At 39.4% G+C, this 19,299-nt stretch carries 14 protein-coding genes; 3 read left to right on the top strand and 11 right to left on the bottom strand.

Features of this window, described 5'->3' with window-relative positions:
• The first annotated feature begins 151 nt into the window (after positions 1–151).
• The 3 genes from A4S05_RS02630 to A4S05_RS02640 are packed head-to-tail and all read left to right on the top strand — an operon-like array spanning position 152 to position 4,988.
• Positions 152–1,837, top strand: a complete 1,686-nt coding sequence (locus tag A4S05_RS02630; protein WP_069068271.1) for a helix-turn-helix domain-containing protein — start codon at positions 152–154, stop codon at positions 1,835–1,837.
• 35 nt (positions 1,838–1,872) lie between these two features.
• Entirely contained in the window at positions 1,873–4,086 is a 2,214-nt protein-coding gene (locus A4S05_RS02635) for a CHASE2 domain-containing protein (RefSeq protein ID WP_069068272.1), read from the top strand.
• Between the two features lie 35 nt (positions 4,087–4,121).
• The gene (locus tag A4S05_RS02640) at positions 4,122–4,988 is read left to right on the top strand and encodes a DUF928 domain-containing protein (protein ID WP_084226959.1); all 867 of its coding nucleotides are present in this window, start codon (positions 4,122–4,124) and stop codon (positions 4,986–4,988) included.
• A 309-nt stretch (positions 4,989–5,297) separates the two neighbouring features.
• On the opposite strand, the gene A4S05_RS02645 is transcribed toward A4S05_RS02640, so the two are convergent.
• The 11 genes from A4S05_RS02645 to A4S05_RS02695 all read right to left on the bottom strand — a co-directional run bounded on the left by A4S05_RS02645 (position 5,298) and on the right by A4S05_RS02695 (position 19,283).
• Positions 5,298–8,603, bottom strand: coding sequence for a type 2 lanthipeptide synthetase LanM family protein (locus A4S05_RS02645; protein WP_069068273.1), 3,306 nt, complete (start codon positions 8,601–8,603; stop codon positions 5,298–5,300).
• Positions 8,604–8,797: 194 nt separating this feature from the next.
• Positions 8,798–9,133, bottom strand: coding sequence for an NHLP leader peptide family RiPP precursor (locus tag A4S05_RS02650; protein WP_069068274.1), 336 nt, complete (start codon positions 9,131–9,133; stop codon positions 8,798–8,800).
• Positions 9,134–9,323: 190 nt separating this feature from the next.
• Positions 9,324–9,683 carry an NHLP leader peptide family RiPP precursor gene (locus A4S05_RS02655; protein WP_069068275.1) on the bottom strand — a complete coding sequence of 120 codons (360 nt, stop codon included), beginning with the start codon at positions 9,681–9,683 and terminating at the stop codon, positions 9,324–9,326.
• Positions 9,684–9,858: 175 nt separating this feature from the next.
• Positions 9,859–10,236, bottom strand: a complete 378-nt coding sequence (locus A4S05_RS02660) for an NHLP leader peptide family RiPP precursor (protein ID WP_069068276.1) — start codon at positions 10,234–10,236, stop codon at positions 9,859–9,861.
• A 166-nt stretch (positions 10,237–10,402) separates the two neighbouring features.
• Positions 10,403–10,807 carry an NHLP leader peptide family RiPP precursor gene (locus A4S05_RS02665; RefSeq protein ID WP_069068277.1) on the bottom strand — a complete coding sequence of 135 codons (405 nt, stop codon included), beginning with the start codon at positions 10,805–10,807 and terminating at the stop codon, positions 10,403–10,405.
• Positions 10,808–11,045: 238 nt separating this feature from the next.
• A complete protein-coding gene (locus tag A4S05_RS02670; protein ID WP_069068278.1) occupies positions 11,046–11,474 on the bottom strand; it encodes an NHLP leader peptide family RiPP precursor in 429 nt (142 codons plus the stop codon).
• Between the two features lie 237 nt (positions 11,475–11,711).
• A complete protein-coding gene (locus A4S05_RS02675; RefSeq protein WP_069068279.1) occupies positions 11,712–12,725 on the bottom strand; it encodes an aldo/keto reductase in 1,014 nt (337 codons plus the stop codon).
• Positions 12,726–12,775: 50 nt separating this feature from the next.
• Positions 12,776–13,381, bottom strand: a complete 606-nt coding sequence (locus A4S05_RS02680) for a hypothetical protein (RefSeq protein WP_256090798.1) — start codon at positions 13,379–13,381, stop codon at positions 12,776–12,778.
• A 164-nt stretch (positions 13,382–13,545) separates the two neighbouring features.
• Positions 13,546–14,553, bottom strand: a complete 1,008-nt coding sequence (locus tag A4S05_RS02685; protein ID WP_069068280.1) for an MvdD family ATP-grasp ribosomal peptide maturase — start codon at positions 14,551–14,553, stop codon at positions 13,546–13,548.
• 216 nt (positions 14,554–14,769) lie between these two features.
• Complete coding sequence (locus A4S05_RS02690) at positions 14,770–14,994, bottom strand: microviridin/marinostatin family tricyclic proteinase inhibitor (RefSeq protein ID WP_069068281.1); 225 nt, start codon at positions 14,992–14,994, stop codon at positions 14,770–14,772.
• A gap of 272 nt (positions 14,995–15,266) precedes the next feature.
• Positions 15,267–19,283, bottom strand: a complete 4,017-nt coding sequence (locus A4S05_RS02695) for a Pls/PosA family non-ribosomal peptide synthetase (protein WP_069068282.1) — start codon at positions 19,281–19,283, stop codon at positions 15,267–15,269.
• Between the last annotated feature and the right edge of the window lie 16 nt (positions 19,284–19,299).

Below are 19,299 nucleotides of genomic sequence, written 5' to 3' on the forward strand. Positions count from 1 at the left end.
ATATTTGGACAAATAGACTAAACACTAATTGTTTATACTGTCTTGAGGTGGTAGCATGATGATTGCGGATAATCTGTACTCATCCTATTAAAACAAAGTTAATACAAGAGTTAATATATAGGAAGTAATTTATGTACACTCTTAACCGTCAATGAATTTGGAAGAAGTCATAACAACCATAGATAATGTCCTTCTCACCAACACTGGCCAGCACTTGAGAGATGTAGAGGCTATTGTACTACGAGGAGCTTGGCAGGCTAAAACCTATGAACAAATTGCAGAAACTTGTCAATACAGCCTGGGTTACATCAAACAAGTAGCAGCCCCCAAGCTTTGGAAATTGTTGTCAGAAGCCTTGGGAGAGGACATTAGTAAAACAAATTTTCGATTTATCATTGAGCAGCTGTGGGGAGGCGAACCAGAGAAAATATTACCTTCGCCTGAATTGGTGAATTCTTTATCACCAGCAAGTATAATCCAGAGCGATCGCCTAATCAGCAATCAAACAAAACCTTACCAAGATTGGGGTGAAGTACCAGAAATCAATATTTTCTACGGACGCACTCAAGAACTTACCACGTTAAAAAAATGGCTCGTCAATGATAGTTGCCGACTGGTAGCAGTTGTGGGAATGGGGGGAATTGGCAAAACAACTCTGTCTGTACATTGCACTCAACAGATACAGCATGAATTTGAGTTCGTAATTTGGCGAGATTTGCGGAGCGCTCCATCAGTCAGCCAACTGTTGGCTGAACTAAGGCAATGTCTTCTCCTATCAAACAATTATTTGGCAGAAGAAGACATTGACGTTCAAATCTCTGATTTCATTAGTTTTTTACGCCAACATCGTTGTCTAATCGTTCTAGATACAACAACGGGAATCCAGCAAAGTAGCCATTTTTCTGGACATTATCGAGAAGGATATCAAACCTATGGCAAGTTATTAAGACGATTAGGGCAAGAATCTCATCGTAGCTGCTTGATGTGGATAGCTCGTGAGAAACCAAGAGAAATCGTGATGATGGAAGGAGAAAATCGCCCGGTTCGCTCTTTGTGTCTCAAGGGGTTAGACTCACAAGCCAAGGAAATATTCAAAGATAAAAAATTATTAGATCCAAATAGTTGGGATGATTTAATTCAACTTTATAGAGGTAATCCCTTAGCTTTAAAAATCGTTGCTAGTACGATTCAAGAATTGTTCGGTGGCAAAGTTTCTGCCTTCCTGAGACAAGAGACGATTGTTTTTGGCGAACTCAACGACATTTTGGATGAACAATTCGAGTACATATCGGCTCTAGAACAAGAAATCCTCTACTGGCTGGCCATTGAGTATCAACCGATTTCTCTATCTCAATTGCGTGCGGATATCTTAGCACCTGTGGCTCAAGCAGAATTAATTGAAGCCTTAGAATCACTTTTGAGGCGATCGCTCATTGAAAGAACTGTGGTAGAAGAAGATGTGGTATTCTCACTTCAGCAGCCTGTAGTTTCCCAATACGTCATCAACCAAATCTGTGAGCATATTTGTACAGAAATTCGGGAATTTGGTAAAAATCAAAAAATTGAGAAAATTGAGCTTTTGAGAACACTAGCCTTGGTTAAAAAGACACAAACAGATAAAGCTATCCAAGAAATGCAACTTTGCTTAATCTTGAAACCCATTAAGAACAAACTATGTAAAATTTTAAAAGATGAAAGTCTGATTGAGCAGCAGCTAACTAAAATTCTCTCTTTCTTGCAAGGCAAAACTTCGCTAGTTGTCGGCTACGCCAAAAGCAATATTGAAAGCCTGCTCTTAGAACTAAAATTGGATCTCAGTGATATCAGCTATCGATAACAGTTAATTTTTTTGCAAATATAAAATGTTTAAATATGAGCTACTGTATCAATCCCTGGTGTCTTAATCGCAAAAATCCCGACGATCAAGAGTTTTGCCAGAACTGTGGCTCTAGCTTAATCATTAACGAGCGTTATCGCGTAATTAAGCCATTACGAGAATTAAATCAAAATCACCATACAGAAATATTTGAAATAGATAACTTAGGAACAACAAAAGTTCTAAAAGTTTTGATTAGCAATCGCCGTCGATTAATTGAAATGTTTGAGCAAGAAGCTAGAATTCTCAAACAGTTGAGACATCTAGAAGTTCCCCAAGTTGATACTTGTTTCTGTTTTTCTCCTCAAGATAGATATGAGAAATTGCCTTGCTTGGTAATGGATAAAATTCCCGGGCAGAATCTAGCTAGTTGGTTAGAAGAAAATGGCGCATTATCTGAAGAATCAGCAATTGATTGGTTACTACAACTTGTCAAATTATTAGAAGAATTCCATAGAGAAAAAATTTTGCATCGAGATATTAAGCCATCTAACATCATGGTTCGTCCTGATGGGAAACTGGTATTAATTGACTTTGGCGCGGCGAGACAAGTGACCGTGACTTATGTTGAAAAACTAGAAGGAGGTGACATTACTAGAGTTTATTCTCTGGGATATACGGCACCAGAGCAAATTCAAGGTCAAGCTGGTTATCAATCAGATTATTTCGCTCTAGGGCGGACGTTTGTAAATTTATTGACAGGAATACACCCTAATGATTTACCGAAACATCCCCAAAGCGGTCGCTTAATTTGGCGAGAACAAGCACCTGAGATTTCTCCTGGTTTAGCCAATTTAATCGACGATTTGATGATCCCTGCGCCCCAAGAGCGACCTCTAAAACCGCAGATAATTTTAGAGCAACTCAAGGTAAGCCGAAACCAAGACCTCCAAATTAATCAGTTAAGCGCCGGGAAAAAAGAGTTATCCTTGTGGAGAGCGAGAACTCAAGCTGCCAGTGACTTGGCCAACACTTGGCGCAACCTTGGTAAAGTAATTAGTGTGAGTTTAGCGATCGCCTTTTTAGTTACGGGTATCAGGTATGTGGGCATACTCCAACCCTTTGAGTTAAAAAGTTTCGATCACCTGATGGCGCTACGACCAATAGAAAAACCAGATCCGCGCCTTTTATTAGTGACTATCGATGAAGCTGATATTCAATATCAAAATCAGTTGCAAATGCCGATCCGATGGTCTTTATCCGATCAAGCACTTCTGCAACTTCTAGAAAAACTAGAGCAATATCAACCAAGAACCATAGGAATAGATATCTATCGTGATTTTCCCGTCAACCCTAACTATCCAGATTTAGCAAATCGCCTGCGCTCCGACACTCGCTTTTTTGCTCCCTGCAAAGTTCCATCTCCTGAAGATGGTGTTCCAGATGGCATTCCTCAACCTCCAGAAGTGCCAAAATCCCGCTTGGGCTTTAGCGATTTTGTTGCTGACGATGATGAAGTTACTCGTCGCCATCTGTTACATTTAACCCCTCCAGTTACGTCCCCTTGCGCCACACAATATGCCTTAAACCTCCAGATAGCACTCCACTATTTAGATGCTCAGGGTATTAAATCAAATGTGACTGCCGATAGGCAATTACAGATTGGCAAAGTACTTTTCAAACAATTAACTACTCATAGTAGTGGTTATCAAAACATAGATGCGTCTGGTTATCAAGTACTGCTTAATTATCGTTCTTTGCGCTCTCCTGTAGATATTGCCCAGCAAGTTTCTCTCAGAGAGATTTTAGAAAATCGAGTTACGCCTGAATTGATTAACTTAGTTAAAGATCGTATAATAATCATCGGCGTTACTGCTGCCAGCGCCACCGATCGCTGGAAAACCCCCTATAGTCTCACAGCAGTTCCCAGTCGTAAACAAATACCAGGAATCTTTGTTCAAGCTCAGGCGATCGCTCAAATTCTGGGCGCAGTTCTGGATGGGCGACCCTTAATTTGGTGGTGGCCTAGTTGGCTAGAAGCACTGTGGATCTTGGGATGGTCATTGTTGGGGGGTATTCTTGCTTGGTGCATTCGTCGCCCCTTGTATCTGGGGTTAGCAGTTGCGATCGCACTTTCCCTTCTTTTCTGTATTTGCTGTATTACATTTATCAACGCAGGATGGATACCACTAATTCCACCTGCATTAGCACTGGTAACTGTCCCAGTGGCAGTTGTATCGTTCGTCAGTTCGAGACATCGCCGATCCTAGTTTAGGAAACGCCAAAAAATTTAGGTTTTGAACTTATGATTCAGAAGACACAACTTCTTACATTAATTAGCCTGAGATTCTTTGTTCCTTTGGCGATCGCTAGTTTGGCAAGTTCTTCTTTACCAATGCAAGCATCAATTGTCAAATTAGGCACAACTCGTACTAACCTCCAGCAAAATCAATCAGTGCCGCCACCCCCATTACCTGACAATGGAGCGCCAGTCGGTCGCCGCAGAGGAGGAACTAGTCGCAATGATTGTCCAGCACTCAAGATTCCAGTTACCGCCTTAGTTCCTGGTAAAGAAAGGTTAAATGATTTTCAAGACTCCACATCTTTGTTAGCCTCAACCATTTCCGAGTATCCAACCTTTTGGGTCTATACTCCAGAGCTACCGAATAATACTCGCAATGCAGAATTTATTTTGCAAGATGAAGCCGGAGAAGATATTTACCGAACATCTTTAACGCTTCCTCCAGCATCAGCAGTCATCAGCATTAACCTGCCATCAAATCCTAAATATGCTCTAAAAATAGGTAATAAATATCAATGGTATTTTAAAATCTATTGTGGACAACCAGAAGCTAAATATTTTTACGTTGATGCCTGGATAGAAAGAATTGCTCTCACAAAAGAACTTGAACTCAAATTAAAGGCGGTAAAATCTCGTAAGTATTTAACTTATTTTGATCAAAAGATTTGGTATGACGCTCTCACCGAATTGGGCGAACTACTTCGGACTGATTCACAAAATAATAATCTCAAAACTAATTGGGCTAACTTTTTAAAGTCTATTGATTTGCAAGATATTGCTCAAGAACCTGTAGCAATATTTAATGAGGGCAGTGGCCGAAAAGTTCTTATTCCTAATGTGCTTCAAGAAAATAAAATATACAGCCAATAAAAATAATAATCATTATGAGAGGAAGAGGCTGCCGACGGCAGCCTCTTCCTCTCCATTTTGTAGTGAATAGATTTTAAGGGGGGTTACTGATATCTTGCACCAGGCCATTGGAAGTCACGCCTACACGAGGCTTTACCCGCACTTCAACAAACTCAGTGACCACCTACGCGGGTTGAAGTGCGGGTTTTGCATTAGTCCGCGTAGGCGGACCTTGTTTGTATAGCCGCGATTTCTAATCGCCAGGGCTAGGTGCAAGATATAAGGTTAGGAAGGAAAGGATCTAGGTTTCAGGTTTTCAATGCGTAAGTCCTAATTACAATCAAACAGCAAAATTGAGGGTAATAATTTTGGATAGCTAAATCTTAATAATCCATAGCCAATTCCGGCCATTCCATTGAAAAAGCTAGGATTATACATATCTTGGTGATACTTGGAAAACAAATAAAAAGAACCAGTCAGTTGTGCTTTGTGCACAACTGATGCTGCTCGTTGTTGTGCATCTTTTAATAAACTTGGATGTGAGAGTCTAGTAGAAGCTTCTAGGAGAATATCAATGATGCCAAAGTTGCCACAAGAAAGCCGATCAACTTTGTCAAAACTACTTTTTTGGATTGTATTTAAACCAATCTCAATCTCTTGACGAATTTCATCAGTATCAAGTACTTCTAAACTACCCAAACGAGCTAAAACAACGCCAGCCGCACCATTACTCCAGCTAGTCATGAATGAGCTATCTTTATTACCAGCTTCGGGGACAAAAAGACTACGTTCATAAGCGATCGCTTCTTTTGCGCCTAAGAAGAAACTAGAATCTAAAGTGATATCATATAATCTCAACAAGGCGTAGGCAATACCAGCTGCTCCATAAGCAAATCCTGCCAAAAGTTTTTTCCCGTCAGTAGCCCAACTTTTTATACCCACATCGCTGGTAATTTCTTGGCTCAATATATGATTTCCACAGGTAACAGCCAGTTCTAAATATTTTGCATCCCCAGTAGCTTTGTACAAGGCTAATAGTGCTAAAATTGACCCCGCAGCACCTGAACTAATATTTAACTCTTGATCTTGGCTAATTATCTCTGTTGTGATTAAACTAGCAACCTGTTTGGCATTATCTAACAAGCTTGCCTCATTTAGCAAGTTACTAATTTGAACTAGTGCATAGATAATTGAGCCTAATCCTACGCAAGCCCCAATATTAACAGACTCGGTTAATTCTGTTGGTTTCTTTAAGTTTAAACCTTTGCCAAGCCCAATATCATTCGTCGGCTTTTCTGTCTCTAAATTTTGTAAATGTTGGCGTAATGGTTGCAATCCCTGGAGAGCTAAACTACGATATTGATTATCCTTCATCACTACCGATACTGCTGCTAAAAATAGAGCGATGCCACAACTACCGTCATATAAATGATAGCCTAGTGCCTTTAGCTGAAATCGTTTGACTGTTGGAATATATTCCAATCCAATCCATGCGGCACTACCATCATCACTATAAAATGCTTGCGATTGAATTTCTTTAGCGATCGCAATTGCTTTTTCTAAGCATTCGTTCCGACTTAATGGTGTAATATTTTCATAAATTGGCTCAGTTTGTTCAGGATTTATAGATAAAGTACCTTCTGAACTATCGGCAATACTAGTATTAAAAGCACCTCGAATAACTTCTATTTGTCGCTTTAAGTCAGTTTCACTAAGTTGTTGAATTCGAGCGATAACATCTGGATAGGTGGGTGTCATGCAATCTGTAAAAGGCGTTGATGACAAGCCGGCGAATAAGCGATCGCTATCTGTAAATGCGCTAAAATAGGGAATATCCATCTGCACCATTGAACGCAGTTCTTGCTGTAACAATGGCCAAAATAAAGGTTTAGTTTCCTCTGTCAGATAAGCTCGACTCAGAAGCTCAAGTTTAATATTGCGCTCAACTCCGTCTTTGAAATATTCAGGTCTTTGAGCATTATCTAATATCGAAGCATAAGATTGAGTTCCCCGAAAGAGCAGCCGAATTCGTTGATGCGAAAAATTTAATAAGGGACTATTAGTATCTAACAGGACTTCTCGGTGATCAATGATGAAATGATATATTTTTTGGAATCCGATGATTAAATCTTCTACATAATTATCTGGAGATATATACGTTTCTCCCAATAATGGGAGATGACTTTTCCCAAAATCTATAGAAATTGGCTCATACTTAAGACGCATTTTATCGGTGTTAATGTCGATAAAAATGGGACTGTCATGTTTACTATCTTCATCATCGCTTACCGCTAATGGGCTGAGATCGTAAACTAATTTTCCACCTAATGCTGTGTGCCATTGAGGTAGCAAATGAGTTTGTAATACAGAATTTTGTACAAGAAATCTTAGAGCCAATTCAAGTGCATTTTGACTTGTATATGAATCTGCTTGCTCCTTAATTGTGGGGTGCATTATCGTTTCTAAATCGATGATAACTGGATGTTCCCCACAAGCTATAAGGTTTTCTACATGGCAATCGTTACCTTTCAATATATATAACAAACCTAATAAGATACCAGTTCGCTGATAAAAGCGTTGTACGGCTTGTTGATTTTCACAAGGTAAAGATTCTACAAATTCAACCCATCCATAATTGGGACGATTTAATATTTTTAGGCACTTAAATGATAAATCAATTTCTTGTTGGTTAAACCAGGACAAAAAATTGAAGTATGCTTCATCTATATGTAAACTTTTGGGTTTATATACTAACTTCAAGTCAGAGGCAAAGGTAATAATAATCACAGTATGGTGGTCATTATGAGGATCGGAAAGATTGGATTTAACTTCAACCACCTGTCCTAAATCTGCATCTGGCTGAAATACTTGCTGAATCTCTGGATAATCTGCGGCTAATTGCGACAAAAATTCTTCAATAGCATCAAGCCAGAAATCTATCTTAATTGCTAATAGCTTTGCCAACACAGGATACTCTTGAAAAAAAGCTATAAGTCCATTATTATTGAGCATCTGATTGATAAATGCTTCATAGCGATCGCGGCTGACATGATTTTCTGATTGTTTGAGAATATAGGCGATCGCAGATTGTCTAGTTGCGCGAAAACTAGAAAATTTCAACTCCGCAACATGAGCGCCTATCTCAGAAAAAGAAATCAGCAACCTCCGTTCTAGTAGTCCATGAGCCGTGTCTGAAAGCTGGTGATAATTTTGTCCTGTTCGCGCAGCTAGTTTTTGTCTAGCTATATAAACAAAGGGTAGAAATAGTTCTTCAAAAGGAATCGGTTCTTCAGCGTCAATGCAGTTATACTTTATGTCTTGGGAAAAAGCAATTGTAGCTGCTTTAACACCTTCATTTAATGTTTCTGTCCAAGCAGGTAAATTGATTTGATCAACTAGAGAAACAGGAGCAACAGCACGGCGAGCATCTTCTAAGGTCAACCCATCCCAAGCCAAACGATTTTCAAACTTTTTATCATCTCCATTAGCAGCAGACTCACGCCATTTTTCTATCCTAGTATTCACTAAATTATCAATTGTTTTTGTCCTGTTGACTATAAATTTAGAACTAAGACGCTCAGATAGCGTACTGGCTTTTTCTACGATGTTAACTAATTGTTCGCGGGAAAATTCCATAAGACATCTAAAAAGTTTTTATTTTAGAGATTGACTTGAATCCGATGCAATTCTGTTTCAAAAAAAACTGAGTAAACTGTTGTGCATTAAAAATGCACAACAGCCAGATATAAGGCAAGAGGTGGCAGTTTAATCTATCATCTGAGTAATTGTTAGCATTATGCAGGTTGCACTACGCTTCTGATTGCCTTTTATCATAATGCTTTCGAAATTCGTACAGTTGCCTGTCCTATTCCCTTCCAAATTTTCTTCGTATAACCTCCAGCTACCGCATCTAATTCTTCGTCACTGAGGATTTCATCATGAACCTCGTCATCAATCTTGACCGGTAACAACAAATAAAGTCGTTTTTGACTCTGTTGTACAGCCTGAATTGTCAAATCTTCAGGTAAATTTGTACCTAGTTCTTCTTCTACAACTGCTTTAGTATCACTTAACAAGCGTTCCTTGTAAGTAGGGTCTTCTATTGCCTTAGAAATTAGGCTATTTTTAAATTCTTCCACGTTAAATTCTTCAGAATTTGCAGTCATGATTTCCTCTCCAATGGTTATAGTTTAAAAATCTCAGTTAGAGCCAAAAACCTGAAATTACGTAGGTTGGATTGATTGACGTAGCAATATCCTGCACGGCAAACCAACATTTTCGGAGCTAGTTAGGTTTCACTACATTCAACCCAACCTGCTATTATCCTTTTGAACTTTCAAAAACAAGATGGAATTGTTATTTAAACACTCCCTTTACTGCTTTTGATATTCTTGGGGATTGTTTAGCAATATATGGTGAAGCAAGTGAAGCAAGAAAGAAAAATCCTCCCGCTACAGCTTCTAATTCCGACTCAGAGAGAACCCCATCACGAACCAGTTCATCAATATCAATTGGCAACAGCAAATAGAGTTGTTTTGAACTCTGTTGTAGAACTTGAACTGTTAAATCTGCTGGTAGCTTTTCACCTAATTCTTCTTCTAACACCGCTTTAGTATTGCTTAACAAGCGTTGCTTATAAGCAGGATCTTCCATTGCCTTAGCAATGACATGCTCTTGAAATTGTTGGGGATTTAATGCTTCTGAGTTTGTAGTCATGATTGATTCTCCGGTGGTTAATAAACTTGAACTTTTATTACTGTCACTCTCTTGAAAGTTAGTATTGGTAACTCGCTAATCCAGGAGGATATTTGCTTATTTCGGATGATTTTTATGGCTGTTCACATTTAATCTTTTTCTTTGGTTGTGATTTTAAGAAAAAGGTCAAAGCAAATCATCTTCTCTTCTTTGTCTTTCTAAGAGCATAGTCGATAGAATACTGTATGCTCGTAAAAATAGACACCTGAGCAAGTGTGTTTCCAATTAGCGAAACTATTCCTCCTCCTGCAACAGCCTCTACTTCTGACTCAGAAATAATCCCATTACGAACTAGTTCATCAATATCCAATGGCAACAACAAATAGAGATGCTTAGGACTCTGTTGTAAAACCTGAACTGACAAATCTTCTGGTAAATTTGTACCTAATTCTTCTTCTAGTACTGCTCTAGTATCGCTGATTAAGCGTTGTTTATAAGCAGGATCTTCTAGTGCCTTAGCAATAATATGCTCTTGCAAATCTTGGGGATTTAATGCTTCAGAATTTGTAATCATGATTGATTTTCCAGTCAATAATTATTGTGCTTACAGTCATATCTTGTACCATTCTCAAGAAGCATGGAGAAACCAGGTTTATAAACGAAGAATTAGGCTTTTGACCAGTCAATATTCCTAATAAATCTGGTTTCTCACACAGGTGCAAGATTTGTGTTAAATTTTATTACCCTTTTCTACTCCTGATGGCACTGTATAGAGTAGAAACTAAAGATGCCACTGTTGCAATATTGCCTGTCACACTTTGGAAAAATTCTGACTTACCTTTTACCCTTCCAGGTAGAGTAATCCTAAGTCTACCACCTGCTACTGCTTCTAATTCTTGTTGGGTAATAAGACCTTCACGAACCAGTTCGTCAATATCTATTGGTAACAACAGATAAAGATGTTTTGCACTTTGCTGTAGTACTTGAACTGTGACATCTTCTGGCAAATCTGAGCCTAATTCTTCTTCTACTACTGCTTTAGGATTATTCAGCAAACGCTGTTTATAAGCAGCATCTTCTATTGCTTTTGCAATAATATGATTGTCCAATGTTTGGGGGTTGAATTCTTCAGAATTTATCGTCATGTTTGAAGTTTGATTAGTTTGCTTAAAGGATATCTTGAAAGGGAGCGATATGTGAGACTGGGTTTTAATTTTTAGTTACATAGCTTGATTCTCAATAAAAACAGCTATTCACTGCAATCGCACTGCTCTCCTGAATCTTTAAAAGTATTGTTTTCTGCTCTGTTCTGTTGCTTATAAAACACTTTTTCTAAGAGACAGTGTAAGCTGAAAACAATAACTTTTCTAGTAAAATGAACGACTATGGCTTAGTAGTAGCTCTTCGACTTAAGACAATTGTACTTACAGCTGCCACTGAAACCTTTAAAGCTGATTCAACATTTTTCAATGTTCGTGTATTTGGTGTCAGATTTCCTGGATTAATACTATAGGACTTACCTCCTCGAGAGAAAACTTTGCCACCAGCTACTGCTTCTAATTCTTCCTGAGAAATCATACCATCATGAATCAAATCATCAATATTTAATGGTAAAACCAGATAAAGATGTTTTGCATTTTGTTGTAACACCTGAATTGTGATATCTTCATCTAATTTTTCACCCAATTCTTCTTCTACTACTGCTTTAGCGTCATTCAACAAACGTTGCTTATAAGCAGGGTCTTCCATTGCTTTCGCAATAATCCGTTCTTCCAATGTAATTGGGGTAATTCCTTCAGAATTTTGAGTCATAATTTATTCTCCAATTAGCTATGTTTAAATCAGGTATACCTAACTCAAAAAAGGAGTTGAAGTTGTGTCTGATTACTTTTATAATATGTGAATTAAATCAAGTTGTGAATCATGGATATTTATTATTGACTACTTAATTTTTAGGTATTTTTAGCCCTAAAATATATTGATTTTCAAACAAATATCCTAGATTTATTAAATAAATCTAGGATATTAATTCTGAGCCTATTTTGTTTACTAAGTTTGAGGCTGTCGCAGAAGTTTAAATAATTGGAAGGGATGGATTTGATTAATATTCAATCCGTAACGAAATATGTCACCATAGATATTGATATGTTCAATCTCAGCCGGGGAAAGTTTGCCTTTTTTGACTGCGGCGATCGCCTCATCAATTTCTTGTCTGTTCGTCGCTCCCATTAAGGCAACATCTACACAGTTTTGTGATAGAGAATAACGATAATAATCAGGTATATCAGGTCGCCAACACCACTCAGGCAATGCTGGAGATGGTATTATATGTTCACCGATGGATTTAAAAGTCACAATTCCTGAACGTTGTGGATCTTGTGAATCTAAATTGGCAAATATTTTTTTCTGTGCTGTTCGATGAGCAGGATTATGTCTTACCATGACCACATCTAAAAAAGGATGATTGAGCCATGCTTGAGCATGATCGAGATTGTGAAACGATGCGCCAATATAACGAACAGCACCCATCTTCTTCAGCCGCTCAGACGCGCCATAACTCTCTTCTACATATCTTTGATATACCGTATTTGTCCCCCGCAAATAGGGAGAATGCTCGAAACAATCTTGGATAACTCCACCATCGCGATCGCCGACCCAACCCCAAAACAATACATCGATATAATCAATTCCTAATTCTTCAAACTGATCCATCAGAGTACCAAATAAAGATTCTGGACTCTTAATATAAGTTACAGCCGCTAAAACCACTTTTTCTCGAACAGAAGAACCGCGTCCACACAGTTGGCGCAGGCCAGATGCCATATTTTGATAAATAAAATGATGCAAATCGCTGGAATAGAAAAAAAAGTTAATTCCTTGATCGAAAGCATAGAGTGTATCTTCACTCGAAATACCACCTCCACCACCTATTCCCAAACAACTTACTGTTAAATCAGTGCGCCCTAGTTGGCGATAAAAAGGCATAGGAAATTTTGCTGAATGAAGATTGCTTTCACCAGATAGACTATTATCAGATTTAACTACAGAAATTAGCTGATTCATAAATTTAATTTTTGACTAATTTTAAGTTGTACTAAGAAGATATTGACAATTTATGGTTTGTTGATGATGGTAGTTGTTGCTTGTGGCGATAAGCCAACACAAGCTGCTAGTTGCTCTAAAGCCACTCGTTCGCGTGTATTCGTATTTAGCATTTCTGTTGCAGCTGCAACATAATCAGCATTGCTAATATGATTAATGATCTTTTGAGGCTTGATTTGGGTATCAATACTTGCAATGCGTGAGTCGCCAGTAAATTTTTGCATTTGGTAGACGGCAATTTTCGAGGCTTGCCGCGCTTGCAGATATTCGACATAGGACTGTACAACAGCTACTCGTTTGAGACGCTTTTCTTCATGCCAACGATTTTCGACAACAGATAATTGTTTAGTTGCGGTCAACATTTTAATTGGGTCAATTGTGAGAGTGATGTAAAAATCCTCATAGCTTGTAAATGAGTTATCCGTTGATGCAGATAATTCGACACTCATCACATCATTAAAAGGACTTAAACCCATTGCAGCTTTTGCCTCCCGTATTTGAGAAGAATTACGTTGAGCAATGGTAACTAGTTCATCAATATTTATGAGATCCTGTTGTGTGATATCAATTTGGAGAGTTTCAATTTCATTATTGGAATTATCTTTGGATGCAATCACTTTCAGAGGAATACCGACAAGTGTGACTATAAAAAGTATTATGAAACTTTGAACAAATCCTCTGAACAGTAATTCTGATAATATGCCTTTGTAAAAAGAAAATGTAAAATTTTTAAGCTTTATCATCAATTTCTTCATTTCTAATTTGATGAAACAATCCAAAGTTATGTCTGACCTTTGTGATAGTTTTCAAACACCCTCTCAGACTGAGTTAGCAGACGTTCAGCAATTGCGTGGGAAATTGGCAATCCGGGGCATAGTTCTAGCCAGAAAAACTCACCACAAGGATTGACCTCTAGGAATACATATCGATGCTCAGGGGTGACAATGATATCAATTGCCCCATAGTTCAAGTGGAAGTAAGCCATGAGTTTTAACAACTTCTCTTCTACATCTTGGGGTAAGGTGTAGGGCTGCCAAGATTTCATGAAGGCAATACCTTCTTGTCGCCAATCGTAACGTGCCTTTTCCCGTGACTGGGAATCAACTGCGGCGGTGAACACACGCTTTCCGACAATAGTTGTCCGCAATTCAAGGGCTTTGGGGATGTTCTCCTGAAATGTCATTGGACAAAAACGTAGTCCATTGAGGTCGTTGAGGTCTTCGGGTTTGACTGGATTAGTAAACACAACACTGTCTCGACCTTGCTCATCATAAATAGCGAAGGAAGAAAGCATTTTTGTAATCATACCCTGCTCACATTCTTGGGCAAATCGCTTCACTACCTCTGGATTATTTGTAGTTAGAGTCCGTGGGGTATCAAGACCTATCTCTCTTGCTACTTGTAGTTGTAGCTGCTTATTTTCTGCTCGGCGAATATTTGGTACAGAGTCAAGGTGAAACCCCTTGATACTGCTAATCATTCCCTGAATAGTGGTGTATGATTCACCAATTGAAGCCTCTCGAATTTGTGGATTAGTCATTTTGGGAATTCTCTTCCCCACTTCAATCCGTCGATACCAAACTGCGGACACTTCACTCAAATCTAACTTTTGCTCATCGCTAGTTAGAACTAATTGCTCACCTTTACCATAGTAAATATCCAACTGTATATCTATAGGAAATCGGTCAGTATCAAAGCGAAATGCTTTCCCCCCTTGATTCTCAATTGCCTGGATAACTAGAGGAATACTTTGGTTATCTTGACTGTGAGTAATAATTAAAACAGTCATACTTAAGATATATTATCCTGATAAAAGCTGATAAAATTGCAAAAAAAGTCTGCCATTAAATATTTGTAAAAAAAACAGACTTTTATCAAATTGAATAAGCAGAAGAAAAAGGATAAGCTGATGTGCTTTTAAGTTGCATAATTAAAATTGCTAAAAAGACGTGGGGATGCAATTTAAATGACGATTAGCTTAACTATAATTTCTCTGTTTGATTTTTTATTCCCGATCCGAGGGATAGCGCATTGTCACATTAATGGGTTTATAACCTTCCCGATCAGAGGGATATGCTCGTGTTACAAACTTAAGACCACCACTGATAGAATCAGATTCTTCTTCAGAGAGTTCCTCAGAAACTTCCTCAGATTCCTGACCTTCTAAGTAGCGTTCAAAGAAGGGTGTATTTTCTTGATTTTTTTCTTGTTCCTGGTTGTTTTCAGGCATGATTTTCTCCTAATTAAACTAAATTGTGTGAGTATAAAAAACTCAGGGATTTTTGCTTTATAACTGTATAATAGTATTGAATCAGCAATAATTTACTGCAATATTTTGATTACTAACTGCTAGATTTTTAGCATAAATTTTGAAATTTATTCACTAGATATAGTTATTACGAATATTGAAATATAGGTCTATTTTTAAATATCTTCACCCAAAAAAGTCTATAGGGAAAAGGTGTTTAATCCTTCCCTTTTCCCAAAAGTTACCTATATGAGTTAGTCAATTGAGCGAGATGGAATTCCTTGCCAGTGGCTCTTAAATGGCAGCATTTCCCCCTTCATAAGCAGAGATAGAGCATCTAGTTTTGCACCAGCCTCCATCTCGGAGTCGTACAACACTACAGAACGAGTACCAACAGTACAACCCCGACCAATCCTCAACTTGGACATTTTCATCACTCGGTCTTCAAACAAGTGGGTTTGAAGTGATGTCAAGTTAGCGATCGCGCTATCATCCGCAACGCGAACTAAGTCAAACTCAGTTAGAAATGTAGTCTCCATATAAACTCGCCGACCAATACTAGCACCAAACAGGCGCAAAAGCGGTGCTAGCAATGGTGTACCAGTAAACCACCTCAGCAAAAATGGCACAGCTACAGTTTCGTATAACCCAGTAATCAACTCTGTGCGCCGCACAAAGTTAGACCAGAGTGGCTCTACACGGGGTCGATAACGCCCAACTATAATCCATTTTAAGGTGGCGACCAATATAGTTAGCAGCAGCCCAGAGGTCAGGTAAATTACTGGCCACAGAGCTATTTGTATTGGTGTTGATACTACTGAAGTTAGCCAAGTTAGCCCTAAAAAGTTCTGGATAAACGCGACATAAATCAGCGTTGGTGGTAAGATAACTCGCACAAACTCGATCGCCAGACGAGCAGCCACTAGCTGGATAGATGGTCGGAAAGTCACGCTTTCGTCAAAGCACTCGTTTTGCTGACGGCGTGGTAGAAAAATGGCTGGTGAACCAAGCCATGATGTACCAGATTTCACGGGTTGAGTGGGTGGTACAGATTGCACACCAATCAAACTATTATTGCCGAGATGTGTGTTGCTGGGTACTAAAGCTGCGTTACCCACAAAGCAACGACTACCAAGTTCAGTCGTTCCCAGTCCTATGAAACCGTTGTAGTATTTCGCTGGCCCAATTGTGGCAAAGTCGGCAACAAAACTTTCAGTACCCACCCTCAGCAAATTCGGATCGATGTGCGATACTGTGGAAACTTCTGACCTTGGCCCGATTTTGGCTCCCAATAAACGCAGCCAAGGTGATGTATAAAGTGTAGCGTAGAGCGTGTTGGTGACAGCCAAACTAGTAAATATCAACTTATCAACCACCCACTTACGCAAACCAAAACTAGACTGCTCAGGAAAAATTCCGGGGCGGGTAGTTGGCATAACCAACCACTTACCAAGGGCGACTAACGTACAGGCGGTGAATGTATACAAAAAACCTGCGATCGGTGTATATAAAAAACCTTTGAAAAGTTCCCTTTGGGATACAAAGTACTCGAATACTAACCCTGGAGTAAAGATGATCAAGGGTAAAGTCTCAAACAAAACAATTCCAACTACAAAACCTAGCCACAGCACTGGCGACCACTTGAGAACAGGCGTTTTGCGATCGCTAATTTCGGTGATAACTGGATCAGCATGACTGGTGCGTTCGGAGGGCGACCCGGCCCAAGTCTCATCATCTGGGATTATTTGGTCTTCCGCCACCAAAGACTGTTCAGCTAGCTGCACTCCCTGACCAACACTACTACCAAGCATGACTACTGAGTTAGTACCAATGAAGGTATTAGCACCAATTTGGATAGGTGCTTGATAGAGCCATCCATCCTCAATTATAAAAGGTTGTATTTGCACACTGTAACCGATGCTCGCTTCATCTGCGATCGCAATTAAATCAGGTAGATGTAGGTCTTTAGTCCCAATATGGCATCCTTTACCAATGCGTCCGCCCAGCAACCGCATATAAAAAGGCATCAAGGGCGAACCTGCTAAATAATCAAGTGGTGCTAGTTCCAAAATCTTTCTTACTAACCACCAACGGCAATAATACCAACCCCACAACGGATAACGACCAGGGCGGAACCGACCAATAAGTAGCCATTTAGCTATTATTGGCAGCATTAAGGTAATTAGTAACCAACTAACTGAAAGCAAAATAGCTCTAGTACACATCTGGAGTGGTGATGACCAGCTATGAGTATTAGCTAACAGCAATATCAATGGAACTCCGAGAATAGCAAACAGCAGATATAGCAATAATGTCTGTACACCTCCGCAGAACCATACTCGTAGATTGCTATGATGTCGCACTGTCCGAAGCTGCGACTTGGTGGATAACTGAGAGGAAATTGACTGAGTTTGCTGTTGCTGGATGCTCTCAATGTGGCCTGCTAGAGCGCGGATAGTTGTATGAGAGTACAAATCAGCAATGGAAAGGTATTGTAATGCTGGGTTAAGTCTTAAATTAGAGATAGTTCGAGCCGCAAATAGGGAATGACCACCAAGATCCTCAAAAAAGTCTTCCTCAACTGAGATATTGTTGTTCCCGAAGACATGACCCCAAGTATTAGCTAGCTCTTGCTCAAGCTGTGTGGTTGGTGGTACATAGTTACCAGAGTTTTGCCTAAGCCTCGCAGTGGTTGGTGTCGGTAGCTTAGAACGGTCTGATTTCCCGTTGGGTAGCGTGGGAATAGCATTCAAAATCTCGATGAATGCTGGCACCATGTAATTAGGCAAACGGCTACTTAGTGATGTGTAGAGGCTATATTTCAGAGCTTCGTAGTCAGTTACGGAAATGTGTAATGTGATATAAGCTACTAATTCTTTGACTGCATCATTAATAGATACAAGCGAGACAATAGCATTCTCGATTTCCTGATTCTCTAGTAAAATTGCCTCAATTTCAGCAAGTTCAATCCGATAACCGCGTATCTTCACTTGATGATCGATACGACCCAGAAATTCTATTTCGCCGTCTGGTGTTACCCGACCGAGATCACCACTACGATATAATTTTTCTCCCTTATGGCTTGGCTCAAAGGGATTGGCAATAAACTTAGAGGCAGTTTGTTCTGGAAGATTGACGTAACCTGGTGTAACACCAATTCCACCTATGCAGATTTCCCCAATCTCACCCAGTGGTACTTCTTGCAGATGCTCATCTAAAAGATAAACGCTGTAATTCGGTAGCGGTTTACCAATAGTCACCGCTTTGTCTGGTACTAGCTCAGTCCAGAGAGCAGTAATCGTCGTCTCTGTTGGGCCATAGGTATTAAGCATTCGGCGACCCGAATGACTCCAACGCTTGACTAGATCCTGGGAACAGGCTTCACCACCAACTATTAAAGTATGTATTGCAGGTATATCACGATCTACTGTTGCCAGCAGGGTAGGGACACAGTAAAGAATTGTCACCTTCTGCTCAATCAGAAAATCAGCAAGGTCTGAACCGATTTTTCGATGATCTATTGGCCCGACAATTAAGGTTGCTCCAACAGCGAAGGTTGGCCAAATTTCCTCGAAGGAGAAATCAAAGGCGATAATTATGCCTTGATAAACTCGATCCCAACTCTTAACACCGTAAATTGGTGTACATATTGTGATAAAGTTGCATATATTTGAATGGTTAACAGCAACACCTTTGGGGCGACCAGTCGAGCCAGAAGTATAGATAATGTAGCAGAGTTCGTCTTCTGAATCTGAAAGTTTAATCCGCGTCTTCGGCTGGGCTGCAATATCTTTTTCTACAGTGTCCAGCATCAAAACCTGACAGGAAACTCCCCTAGTTAGCTCAGTTAGTTGTGTGCTACTCACAAGCAGATTCAGCGATGCGTTTTCAGCAATGAAGCGAATTCTATCTTCAGGAAAAGACGAATCTAGAGGCACAAAAGCAGCACCGCTCTTGAGTATAGCCAGCAGAGTTACATAAGTGTTAACTGAGCGTTCGAGGACAATACCAACTCTGTCACCTTGGCTGATACCTTTATGCACCAAGTAATTAGCTAACTGGTTAGCTTGTGCATCTAGTTCACCATAGGTGAGAGACTGTGTATCACAGATTAGAGCAGCAGCATTAGCGTCGATATCACATCGATTTTCAAAAAAGTAATGCAGACGTTGTGGTATTTCTTTGCTACTAAATTCGTCAAATTTAGTATTGATGGAATTGACGAATTTGGTATTGCTTTGTGTGTTTGACCAACGATATTTAGTTTCCATTCAAAATCTTTTCAGT

Origin of the sequence: Nostoc sp. KVJ20, assembly GCF_001712795.1 — a bacterium.
Taxonomy (GTDB): Bacteria; Cyanobacteriota; Cyanobacteriia; order Cyanobacteriales; family Nostocaceae; genus Nostoc.

What these genes read in the sequence shown, in the direction of transcription:
- A4S05_RS02630 (WP_069068271.1), top strand. Translation starts at nt 152, where the DNA reads ATGAATTTGGAAGAAGTCATAACAACCATAGATAATGTCCTTCTCACC.
- A4S05_RS02635 (WP_069068272.1), top strand. Translation starts at nt 1,873, where the DNA reads ATGAGCTACTGTATCAATCCCTGGTGTCTTAATCGCAAAAATCCCGAC.
- A4S05_RS02640 (WP_084226959.1), top strand. Translation starts at nt 4,122, where the DNA reads ATGATTCAGAAGACACAACTTCTTACATTAATTAGCCTGAGATTCTTT.
- A4S05_RS02645 (WP_069068273.1), bottom strand. Translation starts at nt 8,603, where the DNA reads ATGGAATTTTCCCGCGAACAATTAGTTAACATCGTAGAAAAAGCCAGT.
- A4S05_RS02650 (WP_069068274.1), bottom strand. Translation starts at nt 9,133, where the DNA reads ATGACTGCAAATTCTGAAGAATTTAACGTGGAAGAATTTAAAAATAGC.
- A4S05_RS02655 (WP_069068275.1), bottom strand. Translation starts at nt 9,683, where the DNA reads ATGACTACAAACTCAGAAGCATTAAATCCCCAACAATTTCAAGAGCAT.
- A4S05_RS02660 (WP_069068276.1), bottom strand. Translation starts at nt 10,236, where the DNA reads ATGATTACAAATTCTGAAGCATTAAATCCCCAAGATTTGCAAGAGCAT.
- A4S05_RS02665 (WP_069068277.1), bottom strand. Translation starts at nt 10,807, where the DNA reads ATGACGATAAATTCTGAAGAATTCAACCCCCAAACATTGGACAATCAT.
- A4S05_RS02670 (WP_069068278.1), bottom strand. Translation starts at nt 11,474, where the DNA reads ATGACTCAAAATTCTGAAGGAATTACCCCAATTACATTGGAAGAACGG.
- A4S05_RS02675 (WP_069068279.1), bottom strand. Translation starts at nt 12,725, where the DNA reads ATGAATCAGCTAATTTCTGTAGTTAAATCTGATAATAGTCTATCTGGT.
- A4S05_RS02685 (WP_069068280.1), bottom strand. Translation starts at nt 14,553, where the DNA reads ATGACTGTTTTAATTATTACTCACAGTCAAGATAACCAAAGTATTCCT.
- A4S05_RS02690 (WP_069068281.1), bottom strand. Translation starts at nt 14,994, where the DNA reads ATGCCTGAAAACAACCAGGAACAAGAAAAAAATCAAGAAAATACACCC.
- A4S05_RS02695 (WP_069068282.1), bottom strand. Translation starts at nt 19,283, where the DNA reads ATGGAAACTAAATATCGTTGGTCAAACACACAAAGCAATACCAAATTC.